Annotated in this window: 15 protein-coding genes and 1 pseudogene; 12 read left to right on the top strand and 4 right to left on the bottom strand. The window is 40.8% G+C overall.

The features are described from left to right. Window positions 1-102: 102 nt before the first annotated feature. Together ADICYQ_RS21805 and ADICYQ_RS21800 are read right to left on the bottom strand one after the other, a co-directional pair. The gene (locus ADICYQ_RS21805; protein WP_020893901.1) at window positions 103-879 is read right to left on the bottom strand and encodes an SDR family NAD(P)-dependent oxidoreductase; all 777 of its coding nucleotides are present in this window, start codon (window positions 877-879) and stop codon (window positions 103-105) included. Window positions 880-944: 65 nt separating this feature from the next. Beyond that, window positions 945-2660, bottom strand: a complete 1716-nt coding sequence (locus ADICYQ_RS21800) for an IlvD/Edd family dehydratase (protein WP_020893900.1) — start codon at window positions 2658-2660, stop codon at window positions 945-947. A 387-nt stretch (window positions 2661-3047) separates the two neighbouring features. Between ADICYQ_RS21800 and ADICYQ_RS21795 the strand changes: the two genes are divergently transcribed. The 8 genes from ADICYQ_RS21795 to ADICYQ_RS21760 all read left to right on the top strand — a co-directional run bounded on the left by ADICYQ_RS21795 (window position 3048) and on the right by ADICYQ_RS21760 (window position 12861). Then, entirely contained in the window at window positions 3048-4790 is a 1743-nt protein-coding gene (locus ADICYQ_RS21795) for a GMC family oxidoreductase (RefSeq protein WP_040417585.1), read from the top strand. A 96-nt stretch (window positions 4791-4886) separates the two neighbouring features. Then, complete coding sequence (pnuC, locus tag ADICYQ_RS21790) at window positions 4887-5510, top strand: nicotinamide riboside transporter PnuC (protein WP_020893897.1); 624 nt, start codon at window positions 4887-4889, stop codon at window positions 5508-5510. Continuing rightward, window positions 5491-6030 (top strand): AAA family ATPase, encoded by a 540-nt coding sequence (locus ADICYQ_RS21785; RefSeq protein WP_235114850.1) that lies wholly within the window; start codon window positions 5491-5493, stop codon window positions 6028-6030. Before pnuC ends, ADICYQ_RS21785 begins: the two co-directional genes overlap by 20 nt. A 163-nt stretch (window positions 6031-6193) precedes the next feature. Then, the gene (locus tag ADICYQ_RS21780) at window positions 6194-6457 is read left to right on the top strand and encodes a DUF4212 domain-containing protein (protein WP_040417578.1); all 264 of its coding nucleotides are present in this window, start codon (window positions 6194-6196) and stop codon (window positions 6455-6457) included. 23 nt (window positions 6458-6480) lie between these two features. Then, window positions 6481-8166 (top strand): sodium:solute symporter family protein, encoded by a 1686-nt coding sequence (locus tag ADICYQ_RS21775; protein ID WP_020893894.1) that lies wholly within the window; start codon window positions 6481-6483, stop codon window positions 8164-8166. An 88-nt stretch (window positions 8167-8254) separates the two neighbouring features. Next, window positions 8255-10153 (top strand): acetate--CoA ligase, encoded by a 1899-nt coding sequence (gene acs, locus ADICYQ_RS21770; RefSeq protein WP_020893893.1) that lies wholly within the window; start codon window positions 8255-8257, stop codon window positions 10151-10153. A 256-nt stretch (window positions 10154-10409) separates the two neighbouring features. Next, window positions 10410-12185: a DUF294 nucleotidyltransferase-like domain-containing protein gene (locus ADICYQ_RS21765; protein WP_020893891.1), complete on the top strand. Its 1776-nt coding sequence runs from the start codon at window positions 10410-10412 to the stop codon at window positions 12183-12185. A gap of 1 nt (window position 12186) precedes the next feature. Then, window positions 12187-12861 carry a 3'-5' exonuclease gene (locus ADICYQ_RS21760; RefSeq protein WP_020893890.1) on the top strand — a complete coding sequence of 225 codons (675 nt, stop codon included), beginning with the start codon at window positions 12187-12189 and terminating at the stop codon, window positions 12859-12861. A gap of 8 nt (window positions 12862-12869) precedes the next feature. Here ADICYQ_RS21760 and ADICYQ_RS21755 read toward each other — a convergent pair whose 3' ends face one another. Next, window positions 12870-14264, bottom strand: coding sequence for a DUF4403 family protein (locus ADICYQ_RS21755; RefSeq protein WP_040417575.1), 1395 nt, complete (start codon window positions 14262-14264; stop codon window positions 12870-12872). Between the two features lie 158 nt (window positions 14265-14422). Between ADICYQ_RS21755 and ytxJ the strand changes: the two genes are divergently transcribed. From ytxJ to ADICYQ_RS21730, 4 genes are all read left to right on the top strand, one after another. Next, entirely contained in the window at window positions 14423-14761 is a 339-nt protein-coding gene (gene ytxJ / locus ADICYQ_RS21750; protein ID WP_020893888.1) for a bacillithiol system redox-active protein YtxJ, read from the top strand. A 179-nt stretch (window positions 14762-14940) separates the two neighbouring features. After that, window positions 14941-17802, top strand: a complete 2862-nt coding sequence (locus ADICYQ_RS21745) for an outer membrane beta-barrel protein (protein WP_020893886.1) — start codon at window positions 14941-14943, stop codon at window positions 17800-17802. Between the two features lie 271 nt (window positions 17803-18073). Then, window positions 18074-18778: a DUF4272 domain-containing protein gene (locus ADICYQ_RS21740; protein ID WP_020893884.1), complete on the top strand. Its 705-nt coding sequence runs from the start codon at window positions 18074-18076 to the stop codon at window positions 18776-18778. 281 nt (window positions 18779-19059) lie between these two features. Next, complete coding sequence (locus ADICYQ_RS21730) at window positions 19060-19884, top strand: hypothetical protein (RefSeq protein WP_020893883.1); 825 nt, start codon at window positions 19060-19062, stop codon at window positions 19882-19884. Between the two features lie 885 nt (window positions 19885-20769). Here the strand turns inward: ADICYQ_RS21730 and ADICYQ_RS27490 are convergent. Continuing rightward, window positions 20770-20998 (bottom strand): annotated as a pseudogene (locus ADICYQ_RS27490) (IS91 family transposase); the annotation flags it as partial.

Raw genomic sequence — 20998 nt, 5'->3', positions numbered from 1 at the left:
ATCGCTTCGTATAGTCTATCCAAAGCGCAGCCCTACGCTCGTATTTTTTATTAAGCCCTTCAAGGTTTTAAAAACCTTGAAGGGCTGTTTATTTATTATCCCCTACCGATAAGGCGAGGGACTGGTAGAAGTCCATCCTCCATCGATGACCAAACTCTGACCTGTGATGTGCCTTGCCGCTGGGGAGACCAAGAAGGCTACGGCTTCGGCAATGTCTTTGGGGTAGGCAGGCCTTCCCATGGGGGTTATTTCTGACCAGGTTTTTTCATAGCCTTCTTCCGAAGCGGTACGTTCGGTCATGGTGGCTCCTGGAGCGACGGTATTTACATTGATTTTATAGGGGGAAAGTTCTACGACCAGGGTTTTGGCCAGCATTTCTAAAGCTGCTTTGCTCATGCCATAGGCCGCTAGATTTTTGTGGGCCTGATGTCCGGTGACTGAAGACATAAAAAGAAGGCTGCCTCCTGTCTGCTGTTTGATCATTTGCAGGGATACCTGCTGGGCAAGGAAAAAGCTGCCTGCCAGGTTGAGTTGCATTACTTTATGGAAATCCGCTTCCTTGTAAGTGAGGAAATCGCCAAAAACAGTGATGCCTGCATTGGCCACGGCTACGTCTATTGCACCAAATGCTTCGACTGTGTGCTGCACCATTTGTTCGATAAAACGGATGTCCGAAACATCTCCGGAAATTCCTTTACAGGTATGGGGGAAGGTGGCGTTTATCTTTTCACAGGCTTTGGTGGTAACTGCTTCATCCAGGTCATTCAACATGACCTTATAACCTTTGGAAGCCAGCAAAAAAACGATTTCAAAGCCTATTCCTACACCCGCTCCTGTAACTAAGGCTACTGGAGCAGCTTCCGTGTTGGTATTATTCATTGGGTTTAGTAAAGTTTAAAAATTACCGGAAAACAGCCTTGCTTTCCGGTAATAATGGGAATGGATTAATGAGAGTCTTTGGTGACTTCACTTCCTGAATTGCCTTTAAGGAAATCCAGATCGGCTCCTAAATTGGCTTGTTCAACGGTCTTTACATAAAGGCTCACATAACCTCTTTCTGTCAAGGTAGGAGGTTTTTTCCAGGCTGCTTTTCTTTTGGTCAGCTCTTCATCTGAGACCAATAAGTTCAGCTTTCTGGCTTCTACGTCAAGCTCTATTTCATCACCAGTTTGAACGACGGCAAAATTTCCGCCTTCTGCAGCTTCAGGGGTGGCATGTAAGATCACTGTACCAAAACCAGTACCGCTCATTCTGCCATCAGAAATTCGAATCATGTCTTTGATCCCTTTGGCAAGTACTTTTGTAGGAAGGCCCATATTGCCAACTTCTGGCATGCCTGGATAACCCTTAGGTCCTACATTTTTAAGTACCATGATGGAGTTTTCGTCGATGTCCAAATCAGGATCATCTATATTGTTTTTATAGTCATCAATGTCCTCAAAAACGACCGCCTTGCCTGTGTGCTTCATCAGTTCAGGACTGGCAGCTGAAGGCTTGATAATGGAACCTGTTTCACAAAGGTTGCCTTTGAGTACCACTATTCCAGACAAAGGATTGAAAGGTTCATCGATGGCAGCAATTACCTCTTTGTTATAATTTTCAAATTTCTCGTTGTTCTTTCCTATGCTCTGACCGGTTACCGTAAGGGCCTCATTGTGCAGTCGGTCTTTCAACTGACGAATAACGGGAGGCAATCCACCTGCGTAGTAAAAGTCTTCCATAAAGTATTTTCCGGAAGGCTGAAGATTGGCCAGAAGTGGGATGTTGGCAGAATATTTATCGAAATCTTCTAGATTTAGTTCGATTCCGATTCTGCCTGCAATTGCCAGAAGGTGAATCACAAAGTTGGTGGAACCACCTATGGCAGCATTTACCATGATAGCATTTTCAAAAGCCTCACGGGTAAGGATATCAGATAGCTTGAGGTCATTCTCAACCATTTTCACGATTTCCATTCCCGACATATGCGCCATCACTTTTCTCCCGGTGTCAGGTGCAGGAATAGCTGCATTTCCAGGAAGGGACAAGCCGAGGGCCTCTACCATACAAGCCATGGTGGAGGCTGTACCCATTACGCCACAATGCCCATCACTTCGGCAAAGCCCGGATTCAGCGATGTACAATTCGTCTTGAGAGATTTCTCCAGACCTGGAGCTTTCACTAAACCTCCAAATGTCACTGGTGCTTATTTCAGCGCCTCTGTATCTTCCTGTGAGCATTGGGCCACCAGAAACAACAATGGTTGGCAAGTTTACACTTGCTGCTCCCATCACAAGGGAGGGAGTGGTTTTGTCACAGCCACAAAGAAGCACTACTCCATCCAAAGGATTGGCACGAATGGATTCCTCTGTGTCCATGCTGGCCAAATTTCTGTAAAGCATGGCGGTAGGTTTCATCACTGTTTCACCTAGTGACATTACCGGAAATTCTACCGGATAACCTCCTGCTTCGATTACACCTTTCTTCACAAATTCTGCTAATTCTCTAAAGTGAGAATTACATGGGGTCAACTCAGACCAGGTATTACAAATTCCAATGATTGGTTTGCCACCTAATTCATGTGTTGGGATGCCCTGTTTCTTAAACCATGACCTATAAATAAGACCATCCTTGCCAGTTTTTCCGAACCAGCCCTGGCTTCTTCTTTCCTTTTTCTCCATTTTTTGGGTTATGTTTTTAATACAAAAAAGTGCTTAACCCGGCAAGGGTAGTACTTTCTATTCAATTCAAAGTATAAGAATAGTGAATGTTTGGGCAAAATAAAATTTTAACATCTAAAAACCTCGATTGCAAGTTGCTTTAAATGAATCTTGATAGAAGCAGCCTTTTCAATGAAATTAATGATAAAAATATTCATTGGAATTTCTTAGAAAAATACCAACTGTTCGGTAATATAGTTGGTGAAGAGGTGAATGATAAAATAATGTTTTGACTTGATGAAAATTAAGAGAGAGATCGGCAAATGGCCGATTTTGGAAATGGTGAAAAATCAGCTTTAAACTCCTATTTTGGGGGGTGAATTAAAAATAAACTCAAAAAATATATCAATGAGCTTTGAAATAAAATCATCCATGGATACCTACGATGTGATCATTGTAGGATCAGGCGCCGGCGGTGGAATGGCAAGTAAAATTCTATCCGAAGCCGGTTTAAGCGTAGCAGTAGTAGAAGCGGGAAGTGACTTTGATCCTGCAAAGGAAGAGTACAGGACCCAATTGCGATTTCCTTGGGAATCTCCAAGAAGAGGCGCCAATACTGTGCGGGCTTTTGGCGATTTTGATGCCGCCTATGGAGGTTGGGAAATAGATGGAGAACCTTACACCAGAAAAGACGGAACTGAATTTGACTGGTTTCGTTCCAGAATGGTAGGAGGAAGAACCAATCACTGGGGAAGAATTTCTCTACGTTTTGGCCCTGACGATTTTAAAAGAAGAAGCATTGATGGTTTGGGTGATGATTGGCCAATTGGCTATGATGACGTGAAACCTTTCTATGATAGAGTAGATAAAATGATAGGTGTCTTCGGTTCCAAAGAAGGCATAAGAAATGAACCTGATGGAAACTTTCTTCCTCCGCCAAAGCCAAGATTGCACGAAGCAGCCTTTACCAAGGCAGGAAAGAAAATCAACTTACCAGTATTGCCTTCCAGGGTTTCTGTTTTAACCCGTCCGGTGAATAACGAAAGAGGAGCTTGTTTTTTCTGTGCCCAGTGTAACAGAGGTTGCCAGGTTTATGGCGATTTCTCTGCAGGAACGGTATTGGTAAAACCTGCGATCAAAAAAGGAAATGTAGATCTTTATACCTATGCAATGGTGCGTAAAGTTACCACCAATGAAAAAGGAGAAGCTACAGGTGTGTCTTATGTGAGTAAGGTCGACATGCAAGAGTACAAACTGAATGCAAGGGTTGTGGTTTTGGGTGCTTCCGCAGGTGAGACGGCAAGGATCATGATGAATTCAGCCTCTACCAAACATCCTAACGGATTGTCCAACAGTAGTGGGACACTAGGAAGGTACCTGCATGACTCTACAGGAGCGAGCAGGTCAGCATTAATGACAGATTTTATTGCAAGAGACAAATACAATGAAGACGGCGTAGGCTCCTTGCACGTTTATACCCCTTGGTGGTTAGACAATAAAAAACTGGATTTCCCTAGAGGGTATCACCTTGAATTTGGCGGTGGTATGCGTCAGCCAAATTATGGTTTTGGTTTTGGAATGGAGTCCATGCGTAAATACATGCAGGATGAATTTGGCAAACCAAGGCCTAATGGTGGTTATGGTGAAGGACTTAAAAGAGACATAAGAAATATATACGGTGCCACAGTAGGTATCGCAGGTAGAGGAGAATCTGTTCCTCAGTATGACAATTACTGTGAAATTGACCCTACTGTAGTGGATAAATTTGGTATCCCTGTGCTTCGATTCAACTACAACTGGACCGAACATGAGGTGAAGCAAGCCAAACACATGCAGGAAACCTTTGAAGAGATGTTCGATTCCATGGGAGCCAAAGTAATGGGCAACAAACCGGGAGCAGACACAAAATATGGTTTAGAGGCTCCAGGTCGTATCATACATGAGGTAGGTACTACCAGAATGGGGAATGATCCAAAAACTTCTGTATTGAACAAATATTCTCAGGCCCATGAATGTGACAACCTGTTTGTAGTGGATGCAGGACCATTTGTTTCTCAGGCGGATAAAAACCCAACATGGACCATTTTGGCCCTTTCTATCCGAACTTCTGAATACATAGTAGATCAGTTGAAAAAGAAAAATATAGGTTAATAAGTATAATATTGGCTAACGAGATCAGCACTGGAGTTTTAGACTAAACTTCGGTGCTGATTTTTTTTTGTTAAAAATATATCGCAATTTCGGCCCGTGGACTGGCAATACATAATAGAAGGCATAGAAAGTGGAATCGCAGCGATGAGCTGGTTAGAAGGCATAGCTGTTGTTTTTGGGCTGGCCTCAGTTTATTATTCCATAAAGGAAAATATTTTGGTGTTCCCAACTGGGATCGTCAGCACATTGATTTATGTCTGGATTTGCTTGCAGGTAAAATTGTATGCGGATATGGGCATCAATGCCTATTATTTTTCCATGTCCATCTATGGCTGGTACATCTGGTCCAACCCTAAACCTGGCAATGCGGTTGTTCCCATCACCTGGTTGACGAAGTCAGGAATTTTCCAATCTTTGGCACTATGGGTTTTCTCCTATCTGGCTTTATATTATGTTTTGATTAGCTTTACAGACAGTGACGTTCCTTATTGGGATTCATTTACTACTTCCTCGGCATTCGTAGGAATGTGGCTGATGGCTAAAAAGAAGGTGGAAAATTGGATTGCCTGGATTGTTACAGATTTGGTTTCCATTCCGCTTTATTTTTATAAGGGATTGGTGCTTACCTCTTTTCAGTTTTTCGTTTTCACTGTTTTGGCTATCCTTGGGCTTATCGCCTGGGTCAAGGCTGCCAAAAACTATGCGAAAGACAATGCATAAGATCGTGATCATTGGGCCGGAATCTACGGGTAAGAGTACCTTGAGCCGGCAATTGGCAGTTCATTATGGAGAACCTTGGGTTCCTGAATATGCCAGGGAATACATTGAGCAATTGGATAGGCCTTATATTTATGAAGATTTAGAGGCCATCGCCAAAGGGCAGGTGAAACTGGAAGATGAAGGAGCGGAAAGGGCTGTTGATAAATTGTTTTGTGATACAGATCTGAGGGTCGTAAAAGTATGGAGTGAGCACAGGTTCAATCAAACGAATCCCTGGATAAAACAACAAATTCAAACCCGGGAATATTCATTGTACTTACTTACGTCAATAGATATTCCCTGGACGGAGGATCCACAGCGAGAGCATGCAGATCCGGCCATGCGTAAATATTTTATGCAGGTTTATGAAAATGAGATGAAAGCTTCAGGAGTACCATGGAAAAAAATTTCCGGGACGGAGGAAAACCGCTTAAAATCGGCCATAGAATATATTGACAAATACTTAATTGAAAAGGTTTAATTATAAATTTACCCCATTTTAGCCATTTGAGTCGAACCAATCATCTACGACTCAAACCGAAACTGTCTTATTTTTGGTAGATTAACGAAATCTTGCTGATAGTTACGGAATTTTTAAATAATTTCAGGATTATTTTAACCAATAAACTCAAACATATTATTATATGGATAACCATAAACAAAAAATGAAACAATACTGGAAGCGCAATATTAGAACCTTATTGATTCTTCTGGCGGTTTGGTTTATTGTCTCTTTTGGCTTCGGAATTTTGCTTGTAGAGCCCCTCAATGCCATTAAAATTGGAGGGTACAAATTGGGCTTCTGGTTTGCCCAGCAAGGCTCAATATTTTCATTCGTGATATTGATTTTCGTTTACGTATATCGGATGAACAAGCTTGATGAAGAATTTGATGTCAACGAAAAATAACCCTTTAAAATAATCACCTCTCTATGGAAATTTTAACCTGGACCTACATCCTAGTAGGTCTGTCCTTCGCCTTGTATATCGGTATCGCCATATACACAAGAGCTGGATCAACTAAAGAATTTTATACGGCAGGCGGGGGCGTTTCTCCGCTAGCTAACGGTATGGCTACCGCTGCGGATTGGATGTCAGCAGCTTCTTTTATTTCCATGGCCGGAATAATTGCTTTTTCTGGCTACGATGGATCAGTTTACCTTATGGGTTGGACTGGTGGATATGTCCTTTTGGCCCTTTTATTGGCTCCTTACCTTCGTAAATTTGGGAAGTTCACCGTTCCTGATTTCGTTGGAGACCGGTATTACAGTAACAAAGCCCGTGTAGTGGCTGTATTCTGTGCGCTATTTATTTCCTTCACTTACGTGGCAGGTCAAATGCGTGGTGTCGGTATCGTTTTCTCCAGGTACCTGGAAGTAGATATTGAGACAGGAGTGCTAATAGGCATGACGATTGTGTTTTTCTATGCGGTATTGGGTGGTATGAAAGGGATTACTTATACACAGGTAGCCCAATATTGTGTGCTGATTTTTGCCTTTATGGTACCGGCTATATTTATTTCAATCCAGTTGACTGGAAATCCTATTCCTCAATTGGGTTTAGGTGGAACAGTACAGGATGGAACCTACCTATTGGATAAATTGGATGGTGTTTTATTGGACATGGGTTTTCAGGAATACACTTCTGGAAGAAAGTCAATGGCTGATATTTTTGCCATTACCCTGGCTTTAATGGTAGGTACTGCAGGATTGCCACACGTTATTGTGCGGTTTTTCACTGTACCTAGAGTTAAAGACGCAAGGCTTTCTGCTGGTTATGCGTTGATTTTTATTGCCATCTTATACACCACTGCTCCAGCGATTGCTGCCTTTGGAATATACAATGCCATAGAAACTGTAGCCGACAAATCAGTGGATGAATTGCCTGTTTGGGTTGAAAACTGGGAAAAAACCAATCTTATTGTCGTTGAAGACATAAACAAGGATGGAATCGTACAATATACGCCCAACCCTGAAACCAATGAACTTAGGATAGACAAGGACATCATGGTTTTGGCGGCTCCTGAGATCGCCAAATTGCCTAACTGGGTGGTTGGACTTGTAGCTGCCGGAGGTATGGCAGCGGCTTTATCCACTGCTGCAGGACTTTTATTGGTTATTTCCACATCGGTTTCCAGGGATTTGTTCCGAACTTTTGTGCCTTCAATGACAGAAAAAACCGAACTAATCATCGCAAGGGTTTCTGCTGCATTTGCAGTGATCATCGCAGGATACTTTGGTATCAACCCGCCGGGATTTGTCGCAGAGGTAGTTGCTTTCGCCTTTGGCCTGGCAGCAGCCTCCTTCTTTCCTGTAATTATTATGGGTATATTTTCTACTCGAATGAATAAAGAAGGTGCCATTTCCGGAATGATTTCCGGTCTGGCATTTACTTTGGCCTACATAACTTATTTCAAATTTATTTCGCCAGAATCCAATTCAATGGACAATTGGTTATTTGGCATTTCCCCTGAAGGAATCGGTACCATAGGTATGGTTATCAATTTTGTGGTCTGCTATGTTGTTTCCAAACTTACACCAGCACCACCTGCTGATGTGCAGGCAATGATTCAAGAAATCAGAATCCCTAGAGGAGCTGGTGAAGCCCAAGAACACTAAATCAATGAATGCAAAGGATTTATGAAACATTAAATCCTTTGCATGTTTAATTAACTTTACGTTTAATACAACCTAAAATATCGATAATATGAGCGATAGAATTCATACACTAAGCGGTTATTTCCACGAGTACCAAAAAAGTGTTGCAGACCCAGAAAATTTCTGGGCCAAAATAGCAGATTCTTTTCATTGGAAAAAGCGCTGGGACAAGACACTGGAGTGGGATTTTGAAGGACCTGATGTTAAGTGGTTTTTAAACGGTAAGCTTAACATTACCGAAAACATCTTAGAAAGGCACCTTTACACTATGGGTGACAAGCCTGCGATCATCTGGGAACCAAATGAGCCCGGAGATCCGAACAGGATAATCACCTACATGGAATTGTACGAAGAAGTATGTCGTTTTTCTAATGTCCTTGTAGAAAAGGGTGTGGAAAAAGGAGATAAAGTGATCATCTATATGCCCATGGTTCCTGAGGCGGCTATCGCTATGCTTGCCTGTGCCCGGGTGGGAGCGGTTCACTCTGTTGTATTTGCTGGGTTCTCCAGCAATGCGCTTGCAGATAGAATTATAGATTGCAAAGCAAAGGTAGTGCTTACTTCAGATGGAAATTTTAGAGGCAAGAAAAAAATTCCTGTAAAATCTGTAGTAGACGAGGCCCTGGAACATACAGATCTGATCGAAACGATGATCGTATTCCAAAGGACTGGTCAGGAAGTAACGATGAAAGAGGGCAGAGACTTTTGGTGGCATGAAGCCATTGAAGGAAAAAGCAAAAGCCATGAGGCTGTTGAAATGGACAGTGAGGATGAATTGTTCATTCTTTATACTTCAGGTTCCACAGGTAAACCAAAAGGAGTGGTCCATACTTGTGGTGGCTATATGATTTATTCGAAGTATACCTTTGAAAACGTTTTCCAATATACTCCGGGGGATGTTTACTGGTGTACTGCTGATGTAGGATGGATTACTGGCCATTCTTATATCGTATACGGTCCTTTATTGACAGGTGCTACTACCATTATGTTTGAAGGCGTTCCAACCTATCCTAATCCTGGAAGGTTCTGGGAAATTGTAGACAAATATAAAGTCAATCAATTTTATACTGCCCCTACAGCTATCCGTGCATTGCAGGTGCATGGTACTGAGCCGATTGCCCCGTACAAGCTTGATTCACTTAAAGTTTTGGGTTCAGTAGGTGAGCCTATTAATGAAGAGGCATGGCACTGGTACCATACGCATATCGGCAAGACAAAATGCCCAATAGTGGATACCTGGTGGCAAACCGAAACAGGTGGGATTATGGTTTCTCCTTTAGCGGGAATCACCCCTAACAAGCCGGCATTCGCTACACTTCCATTGCCTGGTGTTCAATTGGCTATAATGGATCCGGAAGGCAAAGAGCTTAAAGGTAACTCTGTAGAGGGGAATCTTTGTATCAAATTTCCATGGCCTGGAATGATCCGTACGACTTATGGAGACCATGACAGGTGTAAGCAAACCTATTTTGCAGCCTACAAAGGCATGTACTTTACAGGTGACGGCGTAAAAAGAGATCATGACGGATATTACCGTATCTTAGGACGTGTAGATGATGTCATCAACGTTTCCGGACATAGAATGGGAACGGCTGAAGTAGAAAATGCCATCAACGAACATCCTTTGGTAGTGGAATCTGCTGTAGTAGGTTACCCACATCCGGTGAAAGGACAAGGTATCTATGCTTATGTTATCTGTGACATGTCCAATAGAACGGAAGCAAACCTTGTCAATGAGATCAAGGCATCTGTTACCAATATGATAGGACCGATAGCAAAACCTGATAAGATTCAGATTGTACCGGGACTACCAAAAACACGTTCTGGTAAAATAATGAGAAGAATCCTAAGAAAGATTGCCGAAGGCAACATGGATAGTTTAGGGGATACTTCCACTTTACTGGATCCTGATATAGTAGATAAGATCATAGCCGGGAGAAAAGAATAGATTATTTCCTTCCCCGTGAATCATAAAACAATGTAAGGTATGGAAACCCATACCTTACATTTACCTTTCCCAGACCCAATTCCCATATGAGCAATGTCATCGTTAATAGGGTTATTGATTTCCTGAAAAAATTTCCTCCTTTCAGCTTTTTGTCTCCAGAACTACTTAATCAAGTAGCCAAGGAGGTAGACCTTATCTATTTTGAAAAAGATGAGTTTCTGTTTCAAAAAGGAGAACCTGCCAAGAATTATTTTTTGTGGTCAAAGATGGCGCAATCAAACTGACTGATTTCATTGATGGCGAGGAGCAGACCATAGAGTTCTGTGATGAAGGAGATGTTTTTGGAGTGTTGGCTTTATTGGGAAAAAGGCCTTATATACTGAGTGCCAAAGCCAAAGAAAATAGCCTTATTATGGCTGTTCCCGTAGGGATTTTTGATAAAATTCTGAAGGAAAACAGCCAGGTAAGTTTGTATTTTGCCTCAGGATTTGCATCCGGACAAGTAGTGGTGCGTTCTGACCTTTCTCAAACCCAGAAAGTACGTACCCTCCTGGGTAACAACTCCCACCAAAATGGTCTTTTGCTCTTTCCGGGACAAGCCTCTATCAATTACTCTCAGCCCGTTATTCAATGCCGCATCGGAGACACCATTTCCAAAGCTGTGGCGAAAATGAGCACTGATAAAGTGGGCTCAATTATTATCGTGGATGAAAACAATTGTCCGCAGGGCATCATCACGGACAAAGACCTGAGAAATCGATTGATAGCCAAAGGCTTGCCTTATGATACACTAGTGGAGGATATCATGAGTCATCCGGTCATCACAGCAAAAAAAGACCTTGAATTTTCGCAGATCTATCTTAACATGGTTAAGAACAGGCTGCATCACCTCGTGTTTACCGAGGATGGGACCTGTCAATCCAAGTTGATAGGGATTATTTCTGACCATGACATTTTACTTTCTCAAGGGAACAGCCCGGCTGTACTCATCAAAGCACTACAAGACAGCAGTGACGTACATGAGATCGCCAAATTGAGAAATCAGGCTGAAGGAATGTTGATCTACTTTCTGGAAAATGAATTGGCCATAGATTTTATTGCGGGGATCATTACGGAGATCAATGATACCATTATTCAGCGGGCCATAGCCATTGCCAAGGCAAGGCATTCTGTGGACTTTCGGGATGTGTGTGATACGCCATTTTGCTTCCTGGGACTGGGATCAGAAGGCAGAGGGGAGCAGTTGTTAAGAACTGACCTGGACAATGCCATCGTTTACGAAGATGTACCGGCCGAGCTGGAGGAAAAGACCAGAAGGTTTATGCACCTTATGGCGAGGGACATTATGGATATTCTATTCGCTTGTGGTTTTCATTCTTGTCCTGCGGAGATGATGGCCAACAATCCTGAATGGTGTCAGCCTTTGTCTCAATGGAAGAGTTATTTCAGTCACTGGATCAGCAAACCAGACCAGCAATCGCTTTTAATGGCCTCCATCTTTTTTGATTTCAGGGCTGTCGCAGGGAAAGTAGCCTTAGCGGAGGCGCTGACCGAGCATGTGTATAAAGAAATTGGTAAAGAGCGGATTTTCCTTAATTTCTTTGCTAAAAATGCCTTGTTAAATCCCCCACCCCTAGGGTTTTTTAGGAACTTTATGGTTGAGAAATCCGGGGAGCATGCCGAAAAATTTGACATTAAACTTAGGGCCATGATGCCATTGGCGGATGCGGCAAGGGTACTTGTGCTCAACCATCAGGTGGTGGGTGTCAACAATACCTTCAAGCGGTTTGAAAAATTAGCTGAACTGGAACCCAATCAAGCGGAGCTTTTCAAGGATGCGGGAAAAGCTTACGAAATATTTATGAGAATAAGGGCTTTGGAGGGACTTTCTGCTTCCAGCTCGGGTAGGTTTATTCAGCCGGACTCTTTGGGAAAACTCCAACGCCAGTTATTGAAAAATGCATTTTTCCCCATTGATGAAATCCAGAAGATTTTAAGGGTTAGGTTTCAACTGGATTATTTTGGTAAATGATATGGACTGGAAATCAATTTTTGGACTTCGACCACTACCCAAGCCTGGTTACATCAAGGCTTACGAACAGACTTTACTAAAAAAAACTTCGAAAGCGAAACCAATACGGGAATTGGACTTTTTGGTATTGGACACCGAAACCACCGGTTTGGATGTTCGAAAAGACTATGTGCTTTCTTATGGCGCTGTACAAGTTAGCAATAATAGGATGAGAATCTCTGAGTCAAAAGAGTTCTATATGCGTCCCAAAAAACGCAGCAAAGAAGCCGTAAAAGTCCATGGGTTGATTCAGGTAAGGCCTTATATCAGTAGGGAACAATTGATCAGGAGTTTTCTGGAAGATGCTTCAAATAAGATTCTGGTGGGACACCATTTAGGTTTTGACCTCGCCATGTTGGAAAAACTGGGGAAAACCCTTGGTCTAAAGAAAATCAAGCAGCCTAGCCTGGATACTTTTGAGTTGGCTGTGAGGTTGGAGGTCGGGAAATACCATAACCCAAATAGCATTGCAGCTCAGGACTATTCCCTAGACAAACTTTGTGAGCGATACCAAATCTCTCTTGATGACAGGCATACGGCAGCAGGAGATGCCTTGTTGACAGCCCAACTTTTATTAAAACTCTTGAAATTAGCTGAAAGAAAGGGGATAAAAACCTTCGGCGACCTTATGGCTTAGTAGCTGTATTAGGGATTCCACTGGGTATTAACTCCTGCAACAGCCCTCACATAAATATCCAGTCCGGTAGTAGAAGGGTAAATGCCATCAATAAAGATTTCAGGGGATTCCAGCGAAATGGCAAACAAGCTTAACTCCACCTGACTCTCCTTGAGCAATGTAGCCCTTGCTTTCTCCAATTGTTCACCCACTGGAAATATGGCCTTTTTCTGAATGGCTTTCAATATTTTCCTCCGCTTCATCCAATTTGTGGTATTGGCCAGGAAACTTTTTGTGACCAGCTTAAAGTCAACATCATCAAGTACTACGGCTTGTGATTGTGCATCAAAAACCGGCTTACCCGCCAGGTAAAAAGTGCCATTTAAATCCTTTTTGCCAACTCTCTTTCCGATAAACTCCATTGTTATCATTGTCCTTTCCCCAAAATGGCCCAGGCTAAATTTCGTTGGTAGGAGATTTGTTTGCTTGTCGACTTTGATCAGGCTGTCCTTAAGTTGTTCCTCAAGTAGGGCGGCCATCTCTTCAAAACCAATGTAGATCGGCAGGGTTAGGTTAAAATCATTCCCTTCAACTATCTCCTTTGTTACTGGAGGGAGTGCCGCCAACTGTGTGGCCAATGGGCGATCCGTTTGCCGCAATATTTCCCCTTCCAAGCCTATGTTCAACATCAGCTTTTGATCCTTCGTGAATTCATCCTGAATGGCTATTTTTTCGGGATGGCTGTACAGATAGCTTGCTGAAAGCCCATTGTCCAAGTACCTTGGCTTGCCAAAAGTAGACCAGAAATTGTTGGCGATACTTTTGATGTCCACCGATTTTAAAGAGCCGGTTAGCAATTGGTCTTCCATTAACCCAATCATTTTTTTCTTTACCAGAGGTTCGAAGTCGATGTTAAAACCCAGTAAATCGTACTGAAGGGATTTGCCCCAAGACAGGATGTCAAGCTCTTCTATTCCAAAACTGTAATCACTGTTGATCTGAGGAATGAAGCTGATCTGAGGGGAAAGGTTTTCCTGAAAAGGAATTGCCGAGGAGATTTTCTGTCCAAAAATTCTTTTCTCCAGTTTTACTTTTCCATCCAAATATACGGGTAGACCAACGAGTAATTTCCCCTCATCGGTAGCAGCCAGGCTAAGTGAACCGTTCTTTTTTAAATCCACATCAGCAAATAAACCATTTCCCAGATCAATACCTTCCTCTTTGAATAAGTCTTGATTGAGGCTCTCATTTATTTTTCCCTGCAGATAAGACAAAGGAATTTCGAGTCCCAGGTGAATGGACATTTCTGCTTTGGGTAGCGCTGGTGGAGGCGCCTGCGCTTCGGGACCATTTAATTTAAGACTGCTACAACTTGTGAAAGCTGCGAATAGGAGGAATACTATAAAGAGTGAATTTCTTGGCATGTTGACTATAACGTGCAAATGGGAAAACTTGAGGTAAAGGAATAGGATTTTAATGCAGAGGTAAGGGAAATATAGCAGAAATCAAAAAAAATAGCCTTGCTTTGAACTTTAAAGACGTGGATTTGGGTTATTGGATTCAATATAAGTCGATAAAAATTATGAGTTGGATAAAATTAGAGGACGTTGCTCAGCTGAATAAAATCAAAGAAGAGAGCAATGAAAAACCAGTTGTTATTTTTAAACACTCCACCAGTTGTTCTATAAGTGGCATGGCCTGGAACAGGGTGCAGAGAAACTGGAAAGCTGCCGATAGTGATAAATTTACACCCTATTATCTTGATCTTTTGGCCAATAGGGCATTGTCAAGTGCCATTGCAGATGAATTTGGTGTAACGCATGCTTCTCCACAAGTGATTGTTGTGAAAGATGGGAAAGCGGTCTACAACAATAGCCACATGGGAATCAATTACAATGAGATTGTTTCTTTAGAAGTTTAAAAACCTGTATAGCCCTCCAAGGGTTTTAAACCCTTGGAGGGCTGCTGCTATTTGGTTGGCTATTAATCCCTTAAATTTACCGTTGGATTGGTAAAATTTCCTTTTAAACATTTTTGCGTAACCCGTTAAACCTTTGCCAAAAGGGATGGTCTAACGCACATGTTTAAACAGGATACTATATGAGGATTTTTACTTTTCTTACCTTATTTGCCTTAAGTATGGCAATTACACCGCTTTTGGCGCAACAAAACCGTCAAGGTGGCCCACCGATGATTCAAGGAACCATAGTGGACAAAACCAGCAAGGAACCCATGATTGGAGCCAATATATTGCTGAAGAATCAACAAGATTCCCTTATCAGTAATACCACCACAGGGTCAAATGGTAGTTTTTCCATTGCCTATCCCCGGCTTCCTGTTTTCAAAATTGAAATCACATATATTGGATTCGAGAAAGTGACCAAGGAATTTCGTCGCGGAATGCCTTTGGATCTTGGTGAAATAGCTATAGGCGAAGACAGTCAATTGCTTGGTGAGGTGACCATAGAAGGTGAAAATGCCGTAGGTGAAATGAAAGGGGACACGGCTGTGTTCAATGCCAATGCCTTTAAAACAAAGGAAAATGCCATGGCCGAAGACCTTATAGGCAAACTTCCTGGTGTGACGATTGAAAATGGAAAGGTTCAGGCCCAGGGAGAGGATGTCCAAAAAATACTGGTAGATGGTAGGGAGTTTTTTGGAAGTGATCCTTCTATCGCCCTAAAGAATTTACCAGCAAATGCCATTGAAAGTGTAGAAGTTCTTGATCAGAAATCTGACCAGTCAAGACTGACAGGATTGGACGATGGCAACTATGCCAAAACCATCAACATTATCACCAAAGGAAACATGCGTAACAGCTACTTTGGAAGGGTGTATGGTGGCTATGGTACAGATGACAGGTATTCAGTAGGAGGAAATATAAACTTCTTCAATGGTGCACGTAGGATTTCCATAATAGGCATGGCAAACAATGTCAACCAACAAAATTTCTCCTCAGATGATATGCTGGGAGTGAGTGGTGGCGTAGGTGGTGGCCGAAGAAGAGGTGGTCAAGGTGGCGGTACATTTGGCGTATCTCAAAACAATGGAATCGTTACAACCAATTCTTTGGGGCTTAACTACAGTGACAAATGGGGAGAGAAAATAAACGTTACCGGAAGTTACTTTTACAATGCTACTGAAAATGCAATTGTAGACAATACCAATAGACAAACGGTTATTTCAGAAGACAATAGCCAGGTCTATCAGGAAAGTCAAATCAGCAATATTACCAATAACAACCATAGGGCAAACGCCAGAATTGAATACGATATCAATGAAAAGAATGCGTTGATCATCAGTCCAAGTATTAATTTCCAGGATAATAGCAGTTTTACTAACCTTGAAGGTTTAAACCTGGATCAAAACCTGGACAGTTTGAGTGATACCCGAAACGAAACAGGGATGAATACCAATGGCTATTCCATCTCAAATAACCTGACCTACAGGTATAAATTCGATAAGAAAGGTAGAACCATTTCCACAGATCTAAGTACTTCCTGGAATAAAAGAGATCAGCTTACAGATTTGATTTCTGCCAATAAGGATTATGTGAGAAATTCATTCGACACCCTTGTTCAGCAAACCAATGCTTTGTCTGATGGATTCAACTATAGGACCAATATTACCTATACTGAGCCCATTAGTGAAAGATCGGTAGCAACAGCTTCCTATCAGATTGGCAACAACAAAAGTGCTGCTGACCAGAGGACTTTTCAGCTGGCCAATGAACAAGGAATTATGGTGTTGGATACTGCTTTGAGTAATGAGTTTGACAACAAATTCCTTACCCAAAAAGCTGGTTTGGGTTATCGCTACAACAACGAGGGCTTGAACATCAACATGAACCTTGACTATCAGTACGCAAAACTCAACAATGAAAGTGTGTACCCAACAGAAGGTGTATTTAACAGGGATTTTAGGAACCTTATGCCAACGGTGACCATGAACTACCGCAATGAAACTGGGACACGCTTCAGGTTCAGGTACAGGACCAGAACGGATGAGCCTAGTGTGAACCAGTTACAAAATGTAATCGATAACACCAATCCATTGAACTTGTCCATCGGTAACCCAACACTTGGTCAAAGTTACAACAACAGTATTTTTGCCAATATTTCAAAGTTTGACATGGAAACCAATAAAACTTTCTTCATGTTTTTATTGGGCTCCTTTACCAACGATTATATAGGTACTAGCACATTTGTGGCCCCTCAGGATACCCTGATCAACAATGATGTATTGCTAAGCAGAGGGGGTCAGATCACAACTCCTGTTAACTTAAGCGGCCAAATGAGTACCCGACTGTTTATGAACTATGGTACCAGCATTCCGAAGTGGAAAACCAAGGTAAACCTTAACCCAGGAGTAAGTTATAGCAGGACACCTGGGATCATTAATGGTCAAACCAATATCAATGAAAGCATAGACATTACCCAGGGCGTAACCTTTGCCAGTAATATCAGCAAGGATGTGGATTTTAATTTGACCACCAGAGGGAGTTATTCTATCGTGAACAGTAGTCTGCAAACTACTTTGGATAACAACTATTACACCCAGACCAGTAATTTGCAATTCTATTATTCTCCCAATGATGGAAAAACCTTTATCTCCAATAATGTGAGCAACGTGCTTTACAGTGGACTTTCAGAAGGTTTTGACCAGTCCATTTGGTTGTGGAACATAGAGGCAGGTTATCGTTTCCTCAAAAACAACAAAGGAGAGCTTAAGGTATATGTATTTGATTTGTTGAAACAAAACAACAGTGTGTCAAGAACCATTTCTGATGTATCTGTTTCCGATGTATACTCCAATGTAATGACCCGATATGCAATGGTGTCCTTTACCTATATCATCGGTAAGTTCAAGAAACAAGAAGAGTCAGACGATGACCGAGGTGGCCGACCAAGAGGTGGCGGTTATCCTGGTGGAAGACCTGGTGGCGGTGCCAGAAGCTGGTAAGAAAAGCAAATAGTATCTCCGTTTAGCGGATGATTGGTATAAATATCAAAAAGCCGGACAGTTTAAGACTGTTCGGCTTTTTTATGTTATTCAAGGGTATTTCCGTCTTAGTGGCTTCCTACACAGGAGGTTCAAGTCTTATTTTGAGCGTTTCCTTTAGAATTGTAGGGCTTACACTGGAATTCTTGTCCTAAATCCTTAATTTGACAAGGGAATATAAGCCATAGGACTTAGGTACATAGTTGATATATACGCAAGTCAGAGGGGAAACATGGATATATACAATTGTTGGCAGCAAGCTAAAAAAATGACAAAAAAACTTATTAATAGAAAGAAACGTCTTGAAGAAAGATTGGCAAAACATGGAATAAAGGAATATCATGTGCAATATTTACCTTATTTAGAGTTTGATGACAAAAAATTTGCGACTCCTTACGAAACAGGGTGTAGAATGATGATTTTTTATGCAGTTGCATTTACAGCTTCACAACTTGACGACCGAGTGGCAGTCACAGAATGGTTGAAAAAGGAAAAGCTATGGAATCATGTCTCACCAAATGAGAAGGAGCTCTTTGAAGGTAAAGTAAATGACGAACAAAAAATAATTGACTTTTCTTGGCAAGGAGAATGTGCCTACATTCTTGCATGGGCTCTAAACTTAATCAAAGAGACACCCACTCCGAATGAGCAAGTAAACGACCAGCAACTTGATAATTTTATGAATGTGATTCCTGCGCTCGGTGAAGAATTGAATGACTTTCTCAACGAGTTAAGCTATCGGAATGCCACTGAAATTTATGACGAAAATCTATTTCATGAACTTGCGACCACCTACTTTAGAGACCTTATGTTCAATGGTAAAAAGAACAAATCTGATATTGATCCAAATATTTCGTTTCTGAGACATCAAACTCTGAATTGGTTGCGAAGATTCATGGACATTGAAGAATGGGATGAAACAGACACATCAACGTAAAGAATAAAAGCCAGTTGCCAACAAAACATATAGCTTATGGCGGGTGAACGACCACCAGCAAGGTTTTCGCTCCGTAGCCAGCTTTGGTTTCGTGGGACAGGAAAGTGCTTGGAAACCGCCACAAGCCATATGCAAAACGTTATCTATAACCTAAAAAAGGACAGTAATTACCAAGTAAAGGACATTAATAAAACAGAAAAAAAGACGCAACCTCTTGACTTTCAACAAAATAAAAAAAATATGAAGAGCCTTAATATAGTAAGTGTTATAAATAGCGTGGTGTGACAATTGAAAACTACATATTAAAAAACGGTCCTTGCCTTTCAAATGAACTAATTGAGTACTATAGTAAAAATGGGACGAGTAAAGATGCTGTTAGAAAAAGGATTTCAAGAGTCGGAAATCCAATATTTAAACTATCTGGTTTTTTTCAAAATAAACAAACCTTTTTTTACCATAAAGACCAATATCAAGATGAAATATATTTTCTAAATCTTAGAAAGGCAATTAAAAATTCAGCTAGACGATATTACTCTGTTATAAAGGCAATAGAATATCATAATGGATATATAAAAAAGGAACACCTTGCTTCATATTCTTTTAGTCCTATTAAGAATTTAAAGTCACATAAAAACTTCAAAACAATTATAGATGAATTAAAAAAATTAAACTTCATTTTTGAAGATAATGACTGCTATACACTTAATGAAAACCTATCAATTCGTTCTAAAAATAATTACAATTATTACAAAGCTGTTGAGTTATCAAAAGAGCTAATAATAAATCAATTTAATGACTTTACGAAAAGTATTGGATTGATTTCTTATGATAGTGGCAAAAGCAATTCTGAATATTCGAAATTTCAATTTTGCTTTACCGCTCCTAGCTACGTAAACGGTATAACTTCGTTTACAGCTGGAAAGCCAAAACCTGCTTTTGTTGTTGCTGACATATTATTAGGTAATCATATTGATGAAGATGAAGTCGACTTTTTTTTACGTAAAATTTCAGTTGTTAAAACACAATCAAAATGCAATTTCCTTCCCTTCCTAATAGTTGATAATGTTTCTCAAGAAGCATTTAAAAAATTAAAAAACAAGGAATAATTGTTGGTTTTATAAATAAACTTTTCGGAAGCGAATATGAAGAATTATTAAAATCTTTATTAAGTACGGTTACAAATGCCGGTACAATATTAAAAGAGAATCCTGAAGCATATCTTACTTTAATAGAGCAATTTAATAAATTAATTGACGGAAAAACTAATAATTTAAAAGGTGACCTATTTGAACTAGCAGTTGGTTACTATTATAGTAATTTATGTCAAAGTCTAGATGTAGGGAAAATAATAAAATTTGAAGCAGAAAAAAGAGAGATTGATGTTCTTGCATTTTTTCAAGAAAAATAATTGCAAGTGAATGTAAAGCATATAAAACTGAAATAGAACTAGGTGTTATAGAGAAATGGATAACAGATAAGGTTCCAATTATCTACAAATCATTAACTTATAATAGTAATGAAAAGGAAATAATATTTGAGTTCTGGTCAACTTCTGGTTTCACAAAAGAAGCAATCGAATATTTAGAGAATAAAAAAAATCAATTAGAAAATACAAAATTGAATATTATTCAGAAAAGGAAATTATGGAGAAAGCTAGAAAGTCCAAAGCAAAAAAAATAACAGACATTATGAGAGACTATTTTATTAAAAACGTATAGAAAAAAGGCTATAGATAATAACTAAGCATTCTGACGGCTGGAACAGCCTAGTCTGAATGCAGTGTTGAACGAAGAGTGTTGGGAACTTGGTTTACTATGGGGAATGGTTTTCCCTGTTTTATTTTTCAATGGTTGGAGGATGAAAAAGTTTGGTAGTTATAGGTTTATCCTTTACGTTGTTTTGTTTTTTTAGGAGGCTAAAGTCACTTTTACGATGTTTTAAGCGTGATTATTAGGCTGTTTTTGCCTTTTGGACATACCTGTCCCATTAAGCTAATTGGAGCTTTTACTTTGCTTTCTGATTTTATTAAACCAGTTGTCTGGTGGCCCCCGTTGGTCAAAACATGCCACTGTATGCAGTTCCCCGGTTTTGCAACTAGGGCACTTTCTGAGCATGGAAGCAGGTTTTTCCCCTTCTTCAATTACGACCTGACCGATCTGCCTGTCGATATTGATTTTGTGCGTGGCCTTAAATGCACTGGCCAGGATGCCATAATGCCTT

This window comes from Cyclobacterium qasimii M12-11B, from assembly GCF_000427295.1.
In the GTDB taxonomy this organism is placed as follows: domain Bacteria; phylum Bacteroidota; class Bacteroidia; order Cytophagales; family Cyclobacteriaceae; genus Cyclobacterium; species Cyclobacterium qasimii.
Note: the sequence above shows the minus strand (reverse complement) of the source record. Positions and strands in the feature narration are given on the sequence as shown.

What these genes read in the sequence shown, in the direction of transcription:
- ADICYQ_RS21780 (WP_040417578.1), top strand. Translation starts at nt 6,194, where the DNA reads ATGGATAACCATAAACAAAAAATGAAACAATACTGGAAGCGCAATATT.
- ADICYQ_RS21740 (WP_020893884.1), top strand. Translation starts at nt 18,074, where the DNA reads ATGGATATATACAATTGTTGGCAGCAAGCTAAAAAAATGACAAAAAAA.
- ytxJ (WP_020893888.1), top strand. Translation starts at nt 14,423, where the DNA reads ATGAGTTGGATAAAATTAGAGGACGTTGCTCAGCTGAATAAAATCAAA.
- ADICYQ_RS21745 (WP_020893886.1), top strand. Translation starts at nt 14,941, where the DNA reads ATGAGGATTTTTACTTTTCTTACCTTATTTGCCTTAAGTATGGCAATT.
- ADICYQ_RS21795 (WP_040417585.1), top strand. Translation starts at nt 3,048, where the DNA reads ATGAGCTTTGAAATAAAATCATCCATGGATACCTACGATGTGATCATT.
- ADICYQ_RS21760 (WP_020893890.1), top strand. Translation starts at nt 12,187, where the DNA reads ATGGACTGGAAATCAATTTTTGGACTTCGACCACTACCCAAGCCTGGT.
- ADICYQ_RS21755 (WP_040417575.1), bottom strand. Translation starts at nt 14,264, where the DNA reads ATGCCAAGAAATTCACTCTTTATAGTATTCCTCCTATTCGCAGCTTTC.
- ADICYQ_RS21785 (WP_235114850.1), top strand. Translation starts at nt 5,491, where the DNA reads ATGCGAAAGACAATGCATAAGATCGTGATCATTGGGCCGGAATCTACG.
- ADICYQ_RS21805 (WP_020893901.1), bottom strand. Translation starts at nt 879, where the DNA reads ATGAATAATACCAACACGGAAGCTGCTCCAGTAGCCTTAGTTACAGGA.
- ADICYQ_RS21775 (WP_020893894.1), top strand. Translation starts at nt 6,481, where the DNA reads ATGGAAATTTTAACCTGGACCTACATCCTAGTAGGTCTGTCCTTCGCC.
- acs (WP_020893893.1), top strand. Translation starts at nt 8,255, where the DNA reads ATGAGCGATAGAATTCATACACTAAGCGGTTATTTCCACGAGTACCAA.
- ADICYQ_RS21800 (WP_020893900.1), bottom strand. Translation starts at nt 2,660, where the DNA reads ATGGAGAAAAAGGAAAGAAGAAGCCAGGGCTGGTTCGGAAAAACTGGC.